Annotated in this window: 11 protein-coding genes and 1 pseudogene; 2 read left to right on the top strand and 10 right to left on the bottom strand. The window is 61.9% G+C overall.

The genetic code is table 11. The annotated features are described in order from the left end of the window. Nucleotides 1-144: 144 nt before the first annotated feature. From AB7O82_RS07145 to AB7O82_RS07160, 4 genes and pseudogenes are all read right to left on the bottom strand, one after another. Complete coding sequence (locus AB7O82_RS07145; RefSeq protein WP_428618992.1) at nt 145-606, bottom strand: CC0125/CC1285 family lipoprotein; 462 nt, start codon at nt 604-606, stop codon at nt 145-147. After that, the gene (locus AB7O82_RS07150) at nt 603-1,067 is read right to left on the bottom strand and encodes a hypothetical protein (protein WP_428618994.1); all 465 of its coding nucleotides are present in this window, start codon (nt 1,065-1,067) and stop codon (nt 603-605) included. The genes AB7O82_RS07145 and AB7O82_RS07150 overlap by 4 nt, the downstream gene beginning before the upstream one ends. Nucleotides 1,068-2,605: 1,538 nt before the next feature. Then, nucleotides 2,606-2,896 (bottom strand): annotated as a pseudogene (locus AB7O82_RS07155) (DUF4410 domain-containing protein); the annotation flags it as partial. 495 nt (nt 2,897-3,391) lie between these two features. Beyond that, the gene (locus AB7O82_RS07160) at nt 3,392-4,249 is read right to left on the bottom strand and encodes a lytic transglycosylase domain-containing protein (protein ID WP_428618995.1); all 858 of its coding nucleotides are present in this window, start codon (nt 4,247-4,249) and stop codon (nt 3,392-3,394) included. 419 nt (nt 4,250-4,668) lie between these two features. Between AB7O82_RS07160 and AB7O82_RS07165 the strand changes: the two genes are divergently transcribed. Then, on the top strand, nt 4,669-5,973 hold the full coding sequence (locus AB7O82_RS07165) for an acyl-CoA thioesterase/bile acid-CoA:amino acid N-acyltransferase family protein (RefSeq protein WP_428618997.1): 1,305 nt from the start codon (nt 4,669-4,671) through the stop codon (nt 5,971-5,973). Between the two features lie 103 nt (nt 5,974-6,076). Continuing rightward, nucleotides 6,077-6,856: a competence protein CoiA gene (locus AB7O82_RS07170; RefSeq protein ID WP_428619015.1), complete on the top strand. Its 780-nt coding sequence runs from the start codon at nt 6,077-6,079 to the stop codon at nt 6,854-6,856. Nucleotides 6,857-7,321: 465 nt separating this feature from the next. On the opposite strand, the gene AB7O82_RS07175 is transcribed toward AB7O82_RS07170, so the two are convergent. The 6 genes from AB7O82_RS07175 to AB7O82_RS07200 all read right to left on the bottom strand — a co-directional run bounded on the left by AB7O82_RS07175 (nt 7,322) and on the right by AB7O82_RS07200 (nt 19,564). Continuing rightward, nucleotides 7,322-8,257, bottom strand: coding sequence for a toll/interleukin-1 receptor domain-containing protein (locus AB7O82_RS07175; protein ID WP_428619000.1), 936 nt, complete (start codon nt 8,255-8,257; stop codon nt 7,322-7,324). Nucleotides 8,258-8,387: 130 nt separating this feature from the next. Then, complete coding sequence (locus AB7O82_RS07180; protein ID WP_428619003.1) at nt 8,388-9,083, bottom strand: histidine phosphatase family protein; 696 nt, start codon at nt 9,081-9,083, stop codon at nt 8,388-8,390. A gap of 165 nt (nt 9,084-9,248) precedes the next feature. After that, nucleotides 9,249-12,731 carry a toll/interleukin-1 receptor domain-containing protein gene (locus AB7O82_RS07185; RefSeq protein ID WP_428619005.1) on the bottom strand — a complete coding sequence of 1,161 codons (3,483 nt, stop codon included), beginning with the start codon at nt 12,729-12,731 and terminating at the stop codon, nt 9,249-9,251. A gap of 91 nt (nt 12,732-12,822) precedes the next feature. Beyond that, a complete protein-coding gene (locus AB7O82_RS07190; RefSeq protein WP_428619008.1) occupies nt 12,823-13,170 on the bottom strand; it encodes a hypothetical protein in 348 nt (115 codons plus the stop codon). Nucleotides 13,171-13,361: 191 nt separating this feature from the next. Next, nucleotides 13,362-14,915, bottom strand: coding sequence for a flavin monoamine oxidase family protein (locus AB7O82_RS07195; protein ID WP_428619010.1), 1,554 nt, complete (start codon nt 14,913-14,915; stop codon nt 13,362-13,364). Nucleotides 14,916-15,100: 185 nt separating this feature from the next. Beyond that, nucleotides 15,101-19,564, bottom strand: coding sequence for an AAA family ATPase (locus AB7O82_RS07200; RefSeq protein ID WP_428619013.1), 4,464 nt, complete (start codon nt 19,562-19,564; stop codon nt 15,101-15,103). Between the last annotated feature and the right edge of the window lie 317 nt (nt 19,565-19,881).

The raw sequence follows: 19,881 nt of genomic DNA on the forward strand, positions 1-19,881 counted from the left end.
TTTTCGTCACCCTCGAAGCTCCCTTTCTTGGCGGGTGGCACGGTTTGGCCATCGCGCACCAGTGGCCCTCCGAGGCGTCAGCCTGCTACAAGGTGGCAACATCACCTCGTCTGGGGAAACGTTCTCCATCCGCCGTGAGACGGCTCATTTCAATCGAGGACCGACTTCCGCAATGACCTTGGCTGCGTCGACCGAGTCAGGGGGATAAGGTTGATCATTCGGCAGCAGCCGGATGAGAAGTATGGCGTGAGACACATTGTAGGGCGTGATGAGGGGAACGCCAACCGGCGTTATTACCGCCGATTGCCGCGCAAATTTCTGGCTCGATCTGTTCAAGATTGCAAAATGAGTCCTCCGCTGCTCCATTGCGAGATGGGCGGCACGCAGAAAAGCAATATCGGCAACACGTTCCTGGCTCGTTTGGGGGTTGCCGGTGACCGTAATAGCATATTCATCGTTGCCCATCGCGCGCTCGTCATATCCAAACGCGCTACCGTTGGCCCGTGTGTACCCGGTCGGACCGCAGCCGGCGATTAAGGCAAGCAAGAACAACACCGCGCCCGTGCGGCACCATTCTGCGATTCCGTTGACCTTGGGGCCTCTCACTGGGACATCTCGGCCGAGCGAAGCCGATCGAGCAGAGCCGAAATGCTTGCGCGCACTGTTTCCTCTCGCGCCAATTGAACCCGTATGATCTGCAGCGGCGCATCGAACGGCATACTGGTGAAAGTGCTTCGAACCACCTCGTCGAAGACGACCTGCCCGTCTCGGGATCGAATGAGCGTGTACCGGACAAAGCTGTCTGTCGTCTGCGAGAATCCCGGGTAGGGGCGGGTCACCTCGACGATAAAGGCTTTCAAACGAAACGGAGCGTTGTTGTCTGCACTCCCGAACTGCTCGCGGTCCAAGGCTTGGATCAAGGCAGCGCGGAATTCGCCGGCTTTGATGACGATATTCTCATCCCCCAACACTGGCTTCTCTCCCCCGCCAACATCCGTCACCAGTATGGCCCGATAGAATGGCGAACTTGTTGCTTCCCCGTGTCCCGGCATGGCTTCTGGAACCATGGACTGAACTCGCGGTGCACAGGCTGTAACGACTGCCAAAAGTACAAGAGCAAGACCGACGCGTTGGCGTGAAACGGTACGTTCTCGGCCAGCTGCAGTTAGAGTGGGCGTCCCGCCTCGAAACAGGTGTATGAAAGCCATGTTTCCTCGCGCCTACGGCGAAAATCTTTAGGCCATGAGGAGTGGAAGATCTTGATCTAAATCAAAATAGGAATCCTGGCGGTTGGAGCCGTGGTCGGCACGTACGGATTCGCGCTCGCGACGCGGGTGACCGAGTTGACTGGGATCAATGCGGTCACAGCCTTGAACGGGAATTTTGTGAAGGAGTCCAAGCATGCCCCGCTTCACAGCCTTAATTTCAGAACTCCTGACATAGGCCAATGCGGGAATGTCCGGCTCTGCCAGAGCGGACACGTTTGGGTCCGCAGCCTATGCCGAAGAACCTCTGATTTTGCGAGCAGAACACGTTTTCGATGCCACAAACTGGACAGGTATTGGTCCGCACCCCCACCAATGAAAACTCCAGCATTTTCGGTGCCACAACCGCCTATGTCAGGAGTTCTGAATTTTGCTTTTCGCATGGCTCCCGGCATGCGCCGGGGGTGCAGACTTGCCGCCCGTTGAAGGCCTGTATCGGGATGCAAATTGGGCGCTTTCGACAGCCCAACGTCAAGATGGGAGCAGAATGTGCCTGGTGATGGCATGGCGACTGAGTACACGACGGGCCGAGCCGCCCCTATAGATGATATATGCGCACGTTGCTGCGTTCATGCGGATCGAACTACTTGGCGCGCCTGTAGAATACCTTGATGCCAACTGAATCTCTACGGTCTTGGTCAATATAGGCCCAGCTTTTCCCGCCGCATGGATTTTGTCCGGCTCTACCGCAGTGATCCTATTGTACTGGTGGCGCGCCTCGGCCCGAATGATCTTGCAAGTATTGCCGCGGCGCTGCAGCCATCGGGGAATATCAGGAGCGTATCCTTTGATAATGGGACAAGCCGACTAGCGCCGACCTAGCAGTTAAGACAGTTGAATGCTGGACTAGGGCTGGGCTAATGCGCGCTTGGGCCAAATAGCACCCCCTCCGGTCGAACGGGCTTGGCGGAGATCGGGAGCGCTGTCCGCACCCGCACTTACCGTCAACGGCATTTATCTGTACATGCCCACACAACGGTTCGACGGAGTCATCGCGACACTGCGATACGAAAAGCCGCTTTACCTCCCACTCAATACGACATCGAGTGTCGGCTGGCTCGGTACCTCGGCAGAGCCCGGGGGTGAGCAAAAAGGCATCTGAAGTTCTGCGAGGCAACAGGGACAGGGACCGGCCGACCCTCGCATGGTGGAAGGTGGCCATCCGTTCGGCGTTGAGTTCGGGCTTTTCCGAACCAGCCCGCTACAGCCGGTGGACACCGTCGCGACAGTGCAAGCCAAACAAGGCGCCGAGCTTCGCTCGCCACAGGATGTCCACCAGCATGTGACGTCCACTCCCGGTCCTTTCATGATACGACGCAGGCGAATGACGTGTGGCCAACCTACTGCAAGGCTTCTCCCCGCATCCATCGGCCGACGACGCGCGCGGTCGATTCCCCGAACTTGCGAGCGAATTCCTGCAGCGAGATCAGGGTGCCGCCGCCGATGCCGGCGCCGCCGGCGTAGCTTTCGCGAGTGGCGAACTGCGTCAGCACCGGTCCGTCTCCGGACGTAATCTGGAAGTTGCCACTGAGCCGCTGCGCGCCGGCCCCGAAACCGACGATCAGGCGGGCCGCGGCGTCGCCGAGATTGACCTCGTAGATTGTGCCGGTGAACCTAACGCCGTTGCCCTGTGGGGATGCCGCGGGATCGTCGACGGCCTCGGCGACGCCGGCTTCCTTGCGGAGCTGCGCCGTCTCAAATAAGCACGCGAAATTAACGACTTATGGGAAGCGTAATGAAATGACGGAATCAACAGCTTTGGGAGAAGAAGGTCTGGAGAGAGAGAGAGAGAGAGAGAGAGAGAGAGAGCAAAACGGAGCCTAAGACGACGACTGCAGTCATCAGGTCCGTGCCGGAAAGCCCGCAAATGCTGAGCTTTTTCGGTCGCGACATTCTCAACGGAGAACTTTGAACCCAGGATCACTGGCGGAGCGAACGAACCTGAAATCCAACGGTCTCCGTTTCGCGCGCCCCAGACGCAACAAAATTAGCCGCCGCCCCTGCCCGGCGCAAGCGGTCTCGCCGGGTCTCAACGATCGCACGCACAACGCAAGTTTGGGAGCGGCAGGTCGGATAGTGCGACCGGCCAGGTAGGGAGAGAAACTGCGGTCTCTGCTGGGTTGGGCCTAGCTGCGCGGGTTGCTGAGCACGATGCAGGCGCCGCCGGCGGCACGCAGGCGGGCACACAGGGCATCGGCGTCGGCGCGGCTTTTCGCTGAGATGCGCACGACGTAGGTCGAGGCGTCGGTCAGGCGGCCGGGCACGACCAGTGGCAGTCGGTCGCCCAGCACGGCCTCGTAGCGGCGGCGCACCCGCTCGAAGCGCGCGAGCACATCCCCTTCCGAGAAGCTGCCGGCTAGCTGCACGCCCCACGGTCCCCAGGCCGGATCGGCGGTGTAGTCGCGTCGCGGGACGGCATGATTGACCACACCGTTGGCCAGCTCGACGCAGCGCGCGCCCATCAGCGTATCCACAACTGGTGGCGGCGACGTCATCTCCGGCATCTGCCGTGCCGTCCAGGCCTCGACCGTGTAACCGGTAACCAGGCGAACATAGGCCTGCGTCTCGAACGGCAAGGCGGCTCGGCCGGCACGCCAGGCCGCGACGGCGCCGGGACCGGCATTGTAGGCGGCCGCGGCCAGGCCGAGATTGCCGTCGAAGGTGACGCGCAGCTCGCGCAGGTAGCTCGCCGACTCGCGTACCGCCTGCAACGGCTCGAAGGCGTTGGTCAGCCCGCGCATCGCGGCCGTCGCGGGCATGAATTGCGCAATGCCCTGTGCCCCCATCGGGCTGACGGCTGACGGGTCGAAGCGACTTTCCTGCCAGATCAGGCGGACGAAGAATTCCAGCGGCAGGTCGTTGGCCGCCGCGGCCTGGACTAGAGCGATGCAGATCGCGTCGACCGACGGGCGCGTCGCGGCCGCAGTAGCACGCTGCGGCTCAGCGAGCGCGGGCCGCTCGGCGCAGAAAAGGGCCAACGCCATGCCGCTGACCACGCCGAACCGGCGGGCCGTCGCAGCGACGGCTTCCCAACAGCAAGACCGACTACGAACCATCTTGCGCACCATACCATGCTCGTCGCCTTCGCAGGCGCACGAGAGCTCAAAGGATGCTCTACCGCGCCACGCAGACGGACTCGAGCCGAACTGGGCGTGGAACCAACGGAAGAAGGCGCTGAGGCTCGAAAAGCGCAGCATGTCAGCAAGCGCCAGGCGCGTCATGGTTGGGCTGGTCGGGGTTCCCGGCAAGCGAGTTCCTGGACTAACCTCCGGTTGTTGCAAGGCAACCAGAAGGGGGCGCTATGCCTGCGGGACCAGAACGATCCTGCCCGGCCTGGTCGCGCAGGTTTGACAAGCAATTTCGCGGTCTGCATCGTTGAACACGCACAATCTCGAAGGGCGCCATGTCGAGTCCCACCGCACCGCGCGTCCTCGTCGAGCCTGAAAGTGCCCTTATCGACGACGCCCGCCAGATCGGCCTGCTCGACTTCGCGCCTGGCGAGGCGGTCACCCTGGTCGCGACGTTGCAGCAGAACGACGGCAGCACTTGGCGAAGCGAGGCCGTGTTCGTCGCCGATGCCGAAGGTTGCGTGGATTTGACGACGTCCGCGCCTGTCTCCGGAACCTATGGGGCTGCTTCTCCGATGGGCGTCGTCTGGTCGATGCGCCAGACCGGCGAAGCGCAGCCGCCGGGCACGCCGTTCGACCAGACCGCGCCGGTCACCGTCCACCTCGCGGCAAGTGCGGCCAGCAGCAGCGCGGAGGGCCGGTTCGAGCAGCATTTTCTCGGCCCAGGTGTCGACGTGCGGCCGATCCACGAGGACGGCATCGTCGGCACGCTGTTCACCCCGCCACAGCCGGGACCGCATGGGCTGGTGGTCGTCCTGAGCGGATCCGGCGGCGGACTGATGGAAGCACGCGCTTCGCTTTTTGCCGCTCATGGATACGCGGCGCTCGCGCTCGGTTACTTCGGCGCGCCTGGCCTGCCGCCGACGATCTCGCAGATCCCGCTGGAATATTTTGAGCGCGCGCTGCACTGGGCCCGCCGGACGCTCGCTCCCGACTTCGTCGCCGTCGCCGGTGTCTCGCGCGGCGGCGAGTTGTCGTTGCTGCTCGGGTCCACCATGCCGGAGTTGATCGACGCGGTGATCGCCTACGTGCCAAGCTCCGTGACCAACGGCGTGCTGAACGCGGGTCGGCCGGGCGAGCATCGTCACGCGCCGGCGTGGTCGTGGCGCGGCCGCCACCTGCCCGTGCTGGCGCAGGACAATCCGCGGGCGGACTGGGCACTGTTCGACAATGCGCCGGCGCCGAAACGGCAGACGCCGGCCTTCCTGGCAGCCCTCGAGGACGCGCAGGCAGTGTCGCGGTCGTCCATCGCCGTCGAGCGTATCGGCGGGCCGGTGATGCTCATCTCGGGCCGCGACGACGCGCTCTGGCCGTCGGCCCGCTTCGGCGAGCTCATTGCGCAACGACTCGAAGCGGCCCGGCATCCGCACTCGGTCGTGCATCTCAGCTACGAAGATGCCGGGCACGTGATCACCTATCCGTATGCGCCGACAACGATGCTGGCGCGGCCGCATCCGGTCTCTCGCATCGATATTGCATTTGGCGGCACGGCAGCGGGCAACGCGTTTGCCTGTGAGCAATCCTGGCCCGCCGTGCTGGCGTTTCTCGCGGCAGCGCGAGAGGCCCGGAAGGGAGGCTAGGACGACGTAGAGTCAGGGCCGGCGATGCCGGACGCGCTCCGGAGCGCAATGCCATTTCATGGTTCCCGCTGTACGAGAGTGGGCAAATTGTTATATGAGGTATATGCACTTTGCTTTAGTGAACAACGAACGGGTTGAGGCTGAGCCTGCACTGAGAGGTCAGTGTCCAGGATGCTTCCAGCCTGTTACGGCGAGGTGCGGCACGCACCGGAAGAGGCATTGGGCGCATCTTCCCGAAAAGCCTTGCAGCGACAGGTGGTGGGAGCCGGAAACAGACTGGCACCGCGTGTGGAAAGACAACTTTCCAGCGGACTGGCAGGAATACAGACAGCAGGACCCGTCATCGGGGGAATGGCACATCGCAGATGTGCGCACGCCGCATGATCTCGTGATCGAGTTTCAACATTCCCATCTTGATCCGCACGAACGCGCGGCGCGGGAGCGCTTCTATCGGAACATGATCTGGGTTGTCGATGGCACGCGCCTCAAAAGGGACTATGCGCGCTTTGACAGAAGTAAGGACTCCCTCAGAGGGACACCTCAAAAGGGATACCTTCTTGTGGCTTTTCCCGATGAGTGTTTCCCAGCCGCCTGGCTCGGAAGCTCGGTGCCTGTCATCTTCGATTTCCAGGGCAGCGCCGCCCATGATCCACCAGACATGGGGCGCAATGCTCTCTGGTGCTTACTGCCGGGTCGGGCGGACGGAAGCGCCGTGGTTGTTGTGATGTCGCGTAAGCATTTCGTAGCGATAGCGCCAACCCGTCCCGTCTTGCTTGATGCCCCGACAATAATGAGAGACTTCACATGGTACCTTCAACGGCAGCGTCATACCGGAAGCTATCTGCCGGCGCGTAGACGGCAGGGAAAGAGTCGGCGATTCTAGCCCGGTCTTGCCGCGCCGCGTGCCATCGCAAGCGTCTTTGATCTCTTCCTGTGCGAGGGATCGTTACCCCCAGGGCAAAATGCCCGGCCCCTTTTTGCCGGGCGGCTTCGGAGGACCGCCCTCCATCCCTGTGTGGCGAGTAGAGCCCGGTCCGGCGCAACCGGACAGAGCATCGGCGTCGGCACGGCTCTTCGCCGAGACGCGTACGACGTAGGTCGAGGCGTCGGCTAAGCGGCCCGGTACGACCAGCGGCAGGTGGTCGCCCAGCACGGCCTCGTAGCGGCCGGCGCATCCGCTCGAAGCGAGCGAGCACGTCCCCTTCGGAGAAGCTGCCCGCAAGTTGCACGCTCCCCGATCCCCGGACCGGGTCGGCGGTGCAGTCGCGGCGCGTGACGGCATGATTGACCACACCGTTGGCCAACTCAACGCAGTGCGCCCCGAAGGGTTGAATCGGAAGACGGTCAATCAAGTATTGATGTCATCACCGCGAACGACTGCCCCCGCCGGCGTAGCACGCGCGAGTTCCTCGACCAGTAGTCGCACCGTAGCCAACCAGAAGGCGTTGCTGGTTCTCCAACCCCGGGTCTTGGCGCTCGCGCTTGCGGGCTCGTACTCAATGACTATGCCTAGATCCCGTCTGGCTGTTCCCCCTCCCAAGCTTCCTCCTCGGAAAAAGCCCATCACAGGTCTGATCACCAATGCTCGCAGCGCGGCGTCGTGCACAAGCATGTATTCCCAGTTCATTTGACCAGCGCTCCAGTCTCGAACCGTCAGGCAGGGACTCTCTTCCAAGGCTTCGAGTGTCAGGTGTCCGCCATTCCTCGGTTCGCCACACTCCCACGTCGCTACTGCGCCGGCCACAGGTCGGTAGCGCGCTCGCTCGTGCGCGGGCTGTTGAAGCACTTCCGTCAGGAAGTCCTCGACTACAGCGGGATCGAATTCGGGCTGGTCGAAATATCGCTCGAATTCGTCCCAGCCTCGTACATAGCGGTAACGGCGGAACGGATCTGGCAAGTCAAGACCCAGGTCCGGAACGAGCGTCAGCAATGCTTTCTGATTCGCGTCGCCTAACGCTAGTTCATAGCTAAGCCAATACGGCGTTTTCATGCTCTCGCGCGTTGCGACGACCACGATGTGTGAGCTTCGGTCGATTTCGGCCTTGATCCTCGCGACGATCTCATCGCCAGGCACCATGTCATGATCGAAGGCGAAACTGGGAATCTTCCGAGCCTGCAGGCGCCTGCGAACGTCGTCGGCAATTAATTTGTCGCCGCCGGAGTAGCTGATGAAGACGCGACGCTCGTTGACGTCCCATCGCGCGGCCCGCGCTTGCCACCGTTGGCCTTCTTGGCGCTTCGCCTCCCACATGGCCAACTGGTAATTGATCCTGCTGTCCGACACGCGTCCTGCCTCGAGCTGTTAAGTTGTATGTTGCCATGCTTGTCGTTTCTCAGCCAGCCAGATTGCCCTGCCTACAAGCAGTGCATGCGCAAAAGGGCAAATCACGACGGGCTGACTAGGACGTTTGCCCTTATTCGACTCGCAACCTGCCGACAACGCGCGGTTCGCCGCCGACGCCTGCCTTGACGATCACCATCTCGCCCTCGGCTGGGTTGATCCCCACCAGTGCGTTGATCAGGATGCCGTGGGTAGAAAACAGCACGCGCGACGCGGACCCCTGGCCCGCGAGGTAAGCCCTGAGGGACATCACCTGGTGTTCCCTGTGCTCGGCGCGCCCGACTAGGTTGCTGAGCGCGTCCATCGGTTCCGGATCGCGCCCGGTGAGGAGCTTGGCGGTCTCCATGCAGCGGCACCACGGGCTCGACAATACACGATCGAACGTCAGTCCGCGCGCCATGAAGGCTTCGCCCGTGCGACGCGCTTGGGCTCGACCGGCATCTGTCAGGTTGCGCTGACTTGCGCAATCGTCGAGCCGATAGCCGGGCGGATCGCCGAACCCGCCCGCTGTCACCGCATGGCGCACGAAAACCACGTGGCCAGGCTGGCGCAGCGAGGTCCAGGCATCGGCCTGGGCGAGCGTGGGGGACTGGCCGGCAATAAGAAACAGAGCCGCCAGCAGTGCCAGGCAAAACTCGGCGCGGCCTAGCAGTCGCGGCCACACTCCCGGCACGTTCAGCGGCGGTCGCGGGCCTGGCTTCAGTCCGCAGATCGCATAGAAGGTCTTCGTCGCTTCGAGGCCGTTGGTGAAAAGCGTGAAGTGGTTCATCCCGGAAATGGCGATGTTGCCTCCTGCGATGGTGGTGGAAGGGTTGCCCCAATCCCGGAAGTCTAGGTGGCGAGCTTAAGCCTCGTCGACGCCCGTCTTGACGTTCACGAACCTGCGTCGCCGTGCTCGAGACCTCCCTACCGAGACTATGCGGTGGCTGTAAGGTTACCTCTGAACTTGGCCTTCCAGGAAGAAGCGCTTGCGCTCTTCGGACGTCAGGCTGCGCGGCACACTCTGTTTCGCGCGCTCGACAAGAGCAGGGCCAGCACCTGGATTGGGCCAGATGCACACGCCCCCTCCCAGTGTCCCGGCATAGAGGTGGCGATTGTCGTCGCTGAAGCCGGCATCCATGACCTGGCTTGCGTCGCCATCGCCCATCCCGGCGCCCTCGGGAAGGCAAGGGCCGAACTCAGCAAGCTCTCCCCCACCGGCGCTCTCCCACACGACCAGGCGATAGGGTTCGGAGACGGCACCTAACACCTGCGCGCCATCCGCCGAGAAGGCAAAGCGGTATGGACATCCCTGAGATACCGAAAGCGACGAAACCTTTCTGTTCTGTCGCAGGTCCCAGAGCGAAGGTGCGACATCGCTGCAATCGCGCTCCCGGGCCTTGATAATTGCCCTGTCCCCGCTCGCGTCGATCGCAACATCGACCGGCGCGGCGAAGGTTTCGCCGAGAACGAACGGCGGGCGACCGGTCTGCAGGTCGATGACTTTGACCGCTCCCTTGGTGCTGGTCACCACAAAGTATGTCCCGTCGGCTCCACCGAGGGCGACGAAATCCGGTTCGGCGTCGACCACGATCTCGCGGGTCATCCTGCCGTCGACAGCGTCCCACATGCGCACGACCTCTCGATTGCTGCCGACGATCGCCTTACCGTCGCTGCTGAATTTCACATCGGTGGCGTCGCCGGGTACGGCAAACCTGCGAACCAGACGTCCTCCCTTGAGGTCGTAGAGGGCAACGGCGTTATCTGACTGGCGGACGAGAAGACGGCTGCCGTCGCGGTTCACCTCCGACCAGCCGAACTCGAGTGACTTCTCAAGTTCGGAAAGCGTCGGGGCACCCGTCGGAGCGAGCGACCACCACAGGCCCCCCAGCGACGCAAACTCGCCCCGGACAGGGCCGGCTGGTGCTTCCGCCGCGCCGGGGACTGGCCGAAGCTCTGCCCCTGCCTCACGCATGATCAAGACCGTCTTGCCGCCAGGTCCGACATACGCGCAACTGATCGGTCCTTCCGGAGGTGCCGCAGGGACCTCCGTCGTCCGCCCGGTCGCGAAGTCCTGGACGCGAAGTTCACCGCTGGTCGATGAGCCAGATACCCTGCTTCCGCCGTCAACCGAGATGGAGCGGAGGTCGAGCCTGTCCTCGCTGCCCGGTGGCAGTGCAGGTTCGAGAAGATCGCCCGTGTCAGCTCGCCAAGCGCTCCACCTGCCGCCACAGTGCGTGTCGGAATGCCGAGCTAGCACCAATGGCCAATCGTTCTTCGCGGGCATCACGACTTTCTCGACTGCGCCGCCGCCCTCGGCACGGAAGAGCTCGATGCGCGGCACCTCGGCAACCTGCCACAGTCGCGCCGTTCCATCACGCCCGACGGTCACGGCGAGCATTCCGTGCGCCGCTATCACCGCCCGGTCAATTCGCCCTGTATGACCGCTAACCTTGGCGATCAGATGCGGCTTGGCGACGTCGAACACCCTAATGCTCCGGTCACCCGAGGTCGCCAGCAACCGACGGCCGTCGGCGCTGAAAGAAACATGTCCCACGGCGGGTTCAAAATCGTTCTGCATGCGCTCGTCGAGGAGTGCTTGCCGCTCGAACTCCGAGCCTCGGTTGAGAGGTGCCAGACTACCCTGCACAAAGCCGTCGAAACTCACGACGAATTTCGCATAGTTGTCATCGACCATCCAAAGCTTGACGGTGCCGTCGGCAGAGCCGGTCGCGATGGATGAGTCATCGGGTGAAACAGCGATTTTCCAGATAAGGCTGCTATGGCCCGAGAGCGTGGCGACGGTTTGCGTTAATGCGAAGTCCCAGATTGCCACCTCCGTACCTTGGCTTATAATGAGTCGGTCGCTACGATTGGCGAAGGCTCCTGCAAGGGTACCGGTGCCTTTGCCGCCGATCTCCTCCAGGCTGATACGAGCGCGCTCCTTGCCACTTTCAAGGTCGACCACTACGACCTGATTGGACTCCGCGCCACCTGATGCAATGGAGCGTCCATCGGGGCTGATCGCGCGCCAAGTGTATGATTGGTTCTCGAGCGCAATCAATGGGCCGCCGACCCAATGTTCCCTGTCCTGTGTCCAAAGTTGCGCCCTGTGGGTACGGTCCACAGTGACGATACGACGCTGGCGGTCTTGCGTGCCGTCGCCAAAAACGACATCGAGCCATTCCGCCTTCTTCGCCGGCCGGTCCCCATCGACAGCGGCGTCGAGCGCGATGATGCGCGATGCCTGCCGGGCAGAGGGATCCACGATGTAGATTGCCTTCCTGGTTGCAGCCCGGATTTGTCCCTTGTCAGTTCCGAAGGCGACCCGGATTATCGGTTCAGCCGCCACAGGCATTGCAAAGAGCTGCCGCCTGTCAAGGGTATCCCACAGGGCCACGGTTCCATCTGCCGTGCCGACGAGCAAGCGGCTGCCGTCGTCGCTGACTCTTGCGTCGACAACGTGGTCGGCAGGTTCGACTCCCAGCGTCAGGATCTCGCGTTGTGCAGCCACGGCAGCTGCAAGCGCCGCTATGGCCGCCGGGTAGTAGGGCCTGTCTGGTTTCGCCAGGTTGCCCGGGAGTGCTTCCAGCGCAAGGAGAACGCCGAGGCTGCCATCACCCGATTCTGTCCGCTGGCGCGACAGATCTGTCAGGAACCGCGATTGCGTCAGCAGGGCGGCGTCACGCTGGGCGATCGCCTCGGCGCGTTGCTCCTGTGCGAGATTTCGCTGCAGCACAGCGAACACAGCAAGGCCAGCGATGATCGTGAAGATCACCCCGATGGCGCTGAAGGCGGCAACAATCAGTTTTCGCCGTCGAGCCTGCTCACGGAGAACTAGGTCGTCGAACCGGCAACCGAGAAGGGTGGAAAAAAGCTTCAGCTTGGCGATTCGCCGGATGGCACTCCGGCTCAAGCCATTGGCAGGACGGAAGTCAGCAGCGAGGGGCTCCAGAGCGGCGTTCCCGCCAGCCGGCTCGCCACTCTCACCATGCACTTCATGGAGAGCGGGCGGGAAGGCTTGCGCCGGCTCACCCTCGATCAGGCAAGCCAGGATTCGGTTCTCGCGACCCAACTGGCGGAAGCGGATGACCTCTTCATTGACCCATCGTGAGGTCGGCGTACGTGGCGAGCAGATGACGACGAGGAACTCGCTCTCTTGGAGCGCTGCCTCGATCGCACCACTGAGATTTGCGGATGCCGACAGCTCCTCCTCGTCGCGAAACACCACGCCTAACCGACTGGCGAATCCTTCCTCCACCATGCGGCGCGGCGTGCGATAGGTCTCAATCGACGAGTGCAGCCACTGCGCCAGCTGGCGATCGCCGTCGGCATGGCGATAGCTGATGAAGGCCTTGTAGCGGTAAGCGGACTTCTCTGCTTCCTGAGAAGCCCAAGGCTCACTGATGTTGTCAGCAGCATCACTGGCTACAGTCATGGGTTGGCTCCAGCCCCTGACGACGCTCTCGCCCATCTTGCTCTTGGTCGAAGTAAAGGGACGCGATTCCACCTCGCGTCGGCATGTCGGTTCAATCGTCGCTCTCGTGGCTGTACTGCTTTTCTGCGATCGGCGAGAACACCCAAAGCGAGACGCTCTCGCGGTCAAACGCGGGGCTTTGCGTGCGATCGGATCGCGTGGCCTCGAGGTCTTTCAGAAGCGCCTTCGGGTCATCACCCTCCAACTCGTAAAGTGCGAGATAGGCCTGTCGCGGCTGGTCGTGCTGGCTGGCCGTCAGCTTGAAACGCTGGCAGCTCTTGAAGCCCCGAACCTTGAGGCACTCTTGAACATGGTAAGCATCATACCAGTCGTTGAATGCATCCTCCTGACCTGGGACAGAATTGGTCAGGGCGAGCAGGAGGTGTCGATTCTTGGACATGCCTGAGTTCCTTGATCACGAACATTCGTTGAGCCCGGACGTCATTGCGCAATGTCACCAGACAGCGCGCGGACTTGGCTTATGGTGGGAAGTCTGTCTCCTTCGAAGCCATCCCGCAACGCTAGCAGGCGCCGACTAGGCAGCCCCTTCATCGACGATTCTCCACGGCCCCAGTTCCAACGGTGCGGGCGCTAGCGCAGCGACGCAATTACCTCGCTAGCCGCCCGACGGCCCGACTGAACAGCTGAGTTCATGGATACGCCCCGATCGGAAGTATGCTCCCCCGCAAAGAAGCAATTTCCCTCGCGCTCGCCCTCGATGCCCAGAAGGTTGGTTTGGTAGCCCGGTGGGTAATAGACGGAACTCCCGAGCGACCAGCGATTGTCCTTCGTCCAGGCAGTCTTAGTCATCTTACCGGTCCAGGTGTCTCTCAAGCCCGGCAAGATCGGATCCACATCGCTCATCACCATTGCGGCCAGGGTGATCGGATCGAGATTCGCAGCGTTAAGGGCGCGCGTGCCACCAGACACGAAATTGAGGATTCCTTGCTTGCCTGGCTGGGCACGGGTCACTTCCCACGTCGTCTGAAACATCTGCGACGGCACGCGCATCTCACCGTTGCAGCCAACGCTAGTCCAGTAGCGACGCGAGAACTGAAGCTGAATTCTGGTCGAGGTCCCGATCGGCAAAAGCGCGATAGCACGGTTCTTCAGGGCGCGGAAACCGGCCTGCCTGCAGTCAACCGATACCCGCATCACAGAGAAGGGAATTGCTAGTATCACGCGGTCGTAGACGACATCGTTCAAGCCGCTGTCGCGCTTGAAGCTGAGGCGGACCTGGCCATTGGGCAAAGCCGTGATCGCGATCAGCCCCGTTGCCATGTGGAGGCCATCGCCGGAAGCCTTGGCTAGTAGCGTCGCGATCTGGTCATTGCCGCCCCGAACACGTAAGCGCTGATCATTCTTCTTTGCTGCATTGTAGCGATTGGGACTACGTCGTAAGTTGGCGATTAGCACGGAAATGACGTTGAGCGCACTCAGCCGATCGGCATCCGCTCCGTTTTCTTCCTCAAAGCTAGTTTCGAGTAACTGACCGAACTGGCCGCTACGACCACCGGGTACATAGGTTTCAACCCATTGGGCGATAGTCATAGCGTCAAAGCGGCGAGCTTCGGCATTAGCACTTCTATAGCTGAACTGACCGATGACCTCGCTTTGCGCCTTCAAAACCGGATACAGAGGCAGCCAATCTCGGGTAGCGTCGCTAAGACTGTAGGGCTTGCCGCCGAACATGTAGAAAGATCGCGTATTGAGAGGTGTCGCCTCTTCTATGTCATCGAGCGCTAGGCCAAGCTCCCCGGCGAGGTCCGCTATCTCCCTGTGGGCACTGTCAATGTATTCACCGCCATTCTCCGCGAGCTGACCGTCGAGGAATATTCCGCGCGCCGTGAAACAGCGCCCACCAACCCGCGTATTGCCTTCGTAGATGTCAGGGCGGAGTCCCGCCTTATGCAACTCCCGCGCGGCCGCAAGTCCAGCCAATCCCGCTCCTACGACGGCGACCCGCGCAGTTGCGGCTAGGCCAGTAAGCGGCAGCGACGATGCGAAACCTACGACGCCACTCAACGCCGCACGACGGCGGATAGCGACGAACGGCGCCTCTGTCGCCACCGGCTTGCAGCTGTCCGCTTCTTCCTGTCGCCGCGACAGATCCAGGAGTAACCTCAGCAGTGGGGCTAACGCCATGACTGGTTCTTTAGCCGGTACTAGGTCCTACCTGAAAATCGCGAAAACCCGATTTTCCAAAGCCACCGAATGGCGTGAGCCGCAGCATTAGAGCATTGATAGCGAGCCCATGCAACGGCTTCGGCACTTCTCCCCTCCTTCTACGCTGCCGAATGCGCTAACCACACGTCAACGCGGGATACTCTTCAGCGTGACGCAGCCACGGACTGATTGTTGGGCTTTGCCTTCATGTCAGCAGACCAGCCGCACGGCCATTCTCTCGGATCGCTTTCGAGAAGGAACTCACGGCGCTGTTTCCTGGTAAGTGGCCGTGGCATTATTGAACAACCATAGTCGATAAGCTGCTGTATCGTGGCGAAGTTAAGCCACAACCGCGCCCTTCCATCCTCGGATGCCGTTAGCACTCGGGTCTCGTCGGATGAGAATACCGCGCTATACACCGCCCCCCCATTGCCACGTTGGACAGCCAGCTCCTGGCCGGTCGCCACCACCCATAGTCGTATCGTCCCATCCTGCGATGCCGTCAGTACCCGCGAGCCGTCGGCGGAGAAAACTGCACTATATACGGGACCTTCATGGCCGCGCAGGATGCCTCGATCCTTTCCGTCGGCGGTCCCCCACAGTCTCGCCGTCTTGTCCTCCGACGCAGTCAGCACCAGCGTCCCATCCGGCGAGTACACCGCGCTCGTCACCGGACGCTCGTGGCCGTAGAAGATGGCTAGTTGACGCCCACTCGTCGCTTCCCATAACCGCGCCGTCCTGTCGTCTGATGCTGTCAGCACGCGTTTGCCGTCAGGCGAAAACACCGCACTCGATACTGGACCCTGGTGCCCGTGGAGGATGGCCAGCACCGTGCTGCGTTCCGCCTCCCACAGTCGGGCCGTCCTATCCTCCGAAGCCGTCAGCACCCGCGTCCCGTCGGCTGAGAACACCGCGCTATATATGGGGCCCTCATGACCGCGTAGAATACTACTCTTTCCTCCGCTCGCCAGGACCCACACCCGCGCGGTTTCGTCGGCCGACGCCGTCACTACCCGAGCGCCATCGGACGAGAACGCCGCGCTCATCACGGGGCCTTCATGGCCCCGTAGGATAGCCAGCTCCTGACCACTCACCGTATCCCACAGGCGAGCGGTCTTGTCCTCCGACGTCGTCAGGATCCGCCTCGAGTCGAGCGAGTACCTCGCACTAAACAAGGGACCGTCATGGCCGTGCAAAACGACCTGACCATTGCTGGTTGCTACATCCCAAACTCGAGCGGTCTCATCATCTGATGCCGTCAGCACCTGCGTCCCGTTAGCTGAGAATTGCACGCCAAGTATCGCACTTTCATGGCCGCGCAGTGCGACCCGCTCCCTGCCCGTCGCCGCGTCCCACAGCCGTGCTGACTTGTCATCCGATATCGTTAGCAAGCGCGTCTCGTCGGCTGAAAACATTGCACCCTTCACCGCGTCCTCGTGCCCGCGAATGACTATCAACTCTTGACCGTTCACCGAATCCCACAGTCGAGCGGTGTTGTCATCCGACGCAGTTACCACCCGATTTCCGCTGGATGAGAACCTTGCGCTCCACACCCAGCCTTCATGGCCACGCAACGCGACCACCTTCCCACTTGCCACCTCCCAAAGTCGTGCTGTCCCGTCTTGCGAGGCCGTCAGCACCCGCGTGCCATCAGCCGAAAACTCTGCGCCCCAAACAGGACCCTCATGCGCGCCCAAGACGGCGAGTTCCTTTCCACTCGCCACCTCCCATAACCGGACCGTACCGTCCCCGGATGCGGTCACCACGCGCGAGCCGTCGGGCGAGAACACGGCACTCCATACTGGACCCGCGTGGCCGCGGAGGACGACCCGCTCCTTCCCTGTCGTCAGGTCCCACAATCGAGCTGTCGTGTCCCATGACGCCGTCAGCACCTGCTTGCCGTCGGCCGAGAACGCGGCACTCCAGACTGCGCCATCATGGCCCCTCAATACTCCTAGTTGTCGGCCATTTGCGTCCCACAATCGCACAGTCCTGTCCTCGGACGCCGTCAGTACCTGCCTCCCATCGGCCGACAACACTGCATTCCATATTGGACCCGTGTGGCCTCGTAGGACTGCCCGCTCTTTGCCTGTCGTTACGTCCCACAGTCGCGCCGTCTCGTCCCACGACGACGTCAGCACCTCCCTACTGTCAGCCGAGAACACCGCGCGCGTCACTCGACCGGTGTGGCGCAGGACGGCCGACTCCCTATGCTCGTGTCGGACAGCGTCCTGGAGAGTGCGTTCGGCTTCAACTACGTACGGACGATCCATCTTGGCGATGTTACGAGGTAGCGCCTCAACCGCCAACGCCAAGGCAGTACCAAAGTCGCCGTTTGCTAAAGCACTCCGCGACGACTGAGCCATGATCCTCGACTGTTGCTTGTTCGCCTCCGCACGCTGTTCTCTTGCCTCAACGTATCTGTCCCATGCGAGCAATGCGAGGCCGCCCATGATGACCACACCAAGAAGTGTAATACGCCAAAGTCGCTTGGCTGCGCGTTCACGATCCGCGATGAGTTCCGCCTGAGCCTTCTGTTCCTCCGCCACAAGTCGTAACCGTTCGGCCTCTGCACTCATTTCGGCGACGCGTCGAATATCGTCTGCTTCTATCGAACGCGAAACGTACTCCGTTACCTCTTCGCCAAGCTCATCGCCGCGGCGATCGACCAGATCCCTCGCCTCCGCAAGTGGCAAGCCAGACCCAAGCAAAAGACTATCGCGATCCAGATCACCTGCCTCACGCCACCGCGCCTGCTGCTCCTCTAGCCGTGCCCGCAACTGCAGGTCAGTGCGGTCCTTCGCAATCTGCTTACGCGCGCGACGCCAGTGCCGCAGTAGCGCCTCATGCGCCACGCGTACGGTTCCGCCATCGACGACTAGTAACCGTGCGTCAGGAGCCAACAGTGCATCGACGAGCCGTCGCACCGGCGTTCCCGGAAAGAAACTTGCAATGTTGGCATAGCGCGCTGTAGCACTGGCCGCGGCGCCCTGGCCAATCGTCACCAACGACCGCAGGAGGCGAGGAAACTCCGTCTTTACCTCCGCCGGTTGGTTGGCCAGAACTTCCTCGGCACGCAAACCGATCGCACCTTCCAACCCACCCAGTGCGCGATAATTCTCGAAACCCAGCACGTCTCCCTCTCGGCGCCGCCAGAGCTGGTCAAGCAGGTATTCAAGAAGCGGCAGCGACGCGGGATCGGACGCCGCCGCGGCGACGATTGTGTCGTCAAGGCACTCGCCAGTCACCCGATCGATCTCGAAGCGCAGACCGGCCTCGCGCGCGGGCTGGCGCACGATCTGCCCCATTTCTCCAGCGGTAGGCGGCAACAGTAGGTATTTGGCCTCACCTTCCGACAGACGGACTAGTGGCGGCATTTGATTCATTCGGTTGAAGAAGTCCGACCGCAACGTGGCCACTACCCAAGTCACCCCGCTTTTTGCCAACCCTTCCAGCGCCAATGCGAAGCGGTCGCCAACCGCGTCCGCGACACCTTCGGAGGTAAACAGCTCCTCAAGTTGATCGATTACCAACAGCAGGCGTGGCTCGCCAAGCGCCGTCAGTCCGGCCGCCTTTCCGGCCAACGACAGGCCCTGCCTTATCGGCTGCCCGGCTTGCTCAGGTGCCTCAGTCAGCAGGGCCAGGAGCTCTGCCTCGGTATAGTCGAGTGGCGCGCTACGCAGCTCCGGCAATGCACTCCGCGCCAGCAGCGCCGACACCAAGGCCGACAGCGGATCGGCCGCCGCGCCAGGCCGGGTGATCGCAGTCCGCACCAAGCCGACCCTTCCGATCATGCCGGATTCGGCCAGGTCCGGCACAAGAGCGGCTTTCACCAAGCTCGACTTGCCTGAGCCCGATCCTCCCATAACCAGCACGAAAGCCGTGCCACGCGCTGCCTGGCGGGCCAGCAGCTCACGCAATTCATTTCTCGCCCGCGTGCGCCCAAAGAATATCTGCTCGTGCTCCGGCTCGAACGTCTGCAGGCCGCGGTAGGGTGGTCCAGGATAGAGTTTGCCGGATGGCGCGACGCCGTCCGCTCCTAGTCGCTTCAGCAGGAGAACCCGAAGATGCTCCTCAAGCAGGGCCTCGAACTCAGCGCCATCCTTAAACGGCGATGAAGCTCCGATAAACGTTATGCCTTCGGTATCAAAGGTCCACCTACGGACGAAGTCCTCGACGAGCTCCTTCTGACGCATTCGTTCGTCGACCTCAGCACGATTGGTCAACGGTGCGCTAATTTCCGCTTCCTTGCGATAGAGCAGCAGCTCAGGCAGCTCGCGCGTGCGCATGTAACCCGCAAGCGCATCCTCGAATTCCCATTCGGTGCCTGTCACCTGCCGGCCTGACACCGGTCCAGGTTTCTTCGCCGCATCCAGCATCACTCCGAGACGTGACCACAGAATCACAACCACGATATCAGTCTTGTGTGGCTCAGCGATCCCTTCTTGATAGCTCTCCGATGCCAGCAACGGCTCGCGCTCCCACATTACCGGTTCGACATCGAAGTGATGGGCAAACTCACGACCAAGCCGTGTAGTTACACGACGGGCAATCGCTCGTTCAGGCCGGACATCAGATGGCGAGGAGATAAAAATGCGAATGATACGTTTGGCAGAGGTGTCGGTCATTTGCCCGCCGGCCTTGATGTAGTTAGTGTCTGCCAACGACGGACCGTTTTCAAGGGTTGAGGAAAGCCGAAGCGGCTTTACCCGAGGGCGCCAAGCGGAGGAGCATATGCAGTTCAACCAGCGATCCAGCGCCAGCTATCCACAGGGTCGCTGACTTCAAATCGGAGTCGGTGGCCGGCTTCCTCCGTGTATCAGCGCACACTTGTCAGCGCTTGCCCTCGCCCACCGAGAGCTTGGCCACCATTCCGGATTGGAGATGAAGAATCTTATGTACTTTCGTGCCTCCCACTCGGAGATATCCTCGATCTCTGATTGGG

The sequence above is a fragment of the Reyranella sp. genome (assembly GCF_050185545.1).
In the GTDB taxonomy this organism is placed as follows: Bacteria; Pseudomonadota; Alphaproteobacteria; order Reyranellales; family Reyranellaceae; genus Reyranella.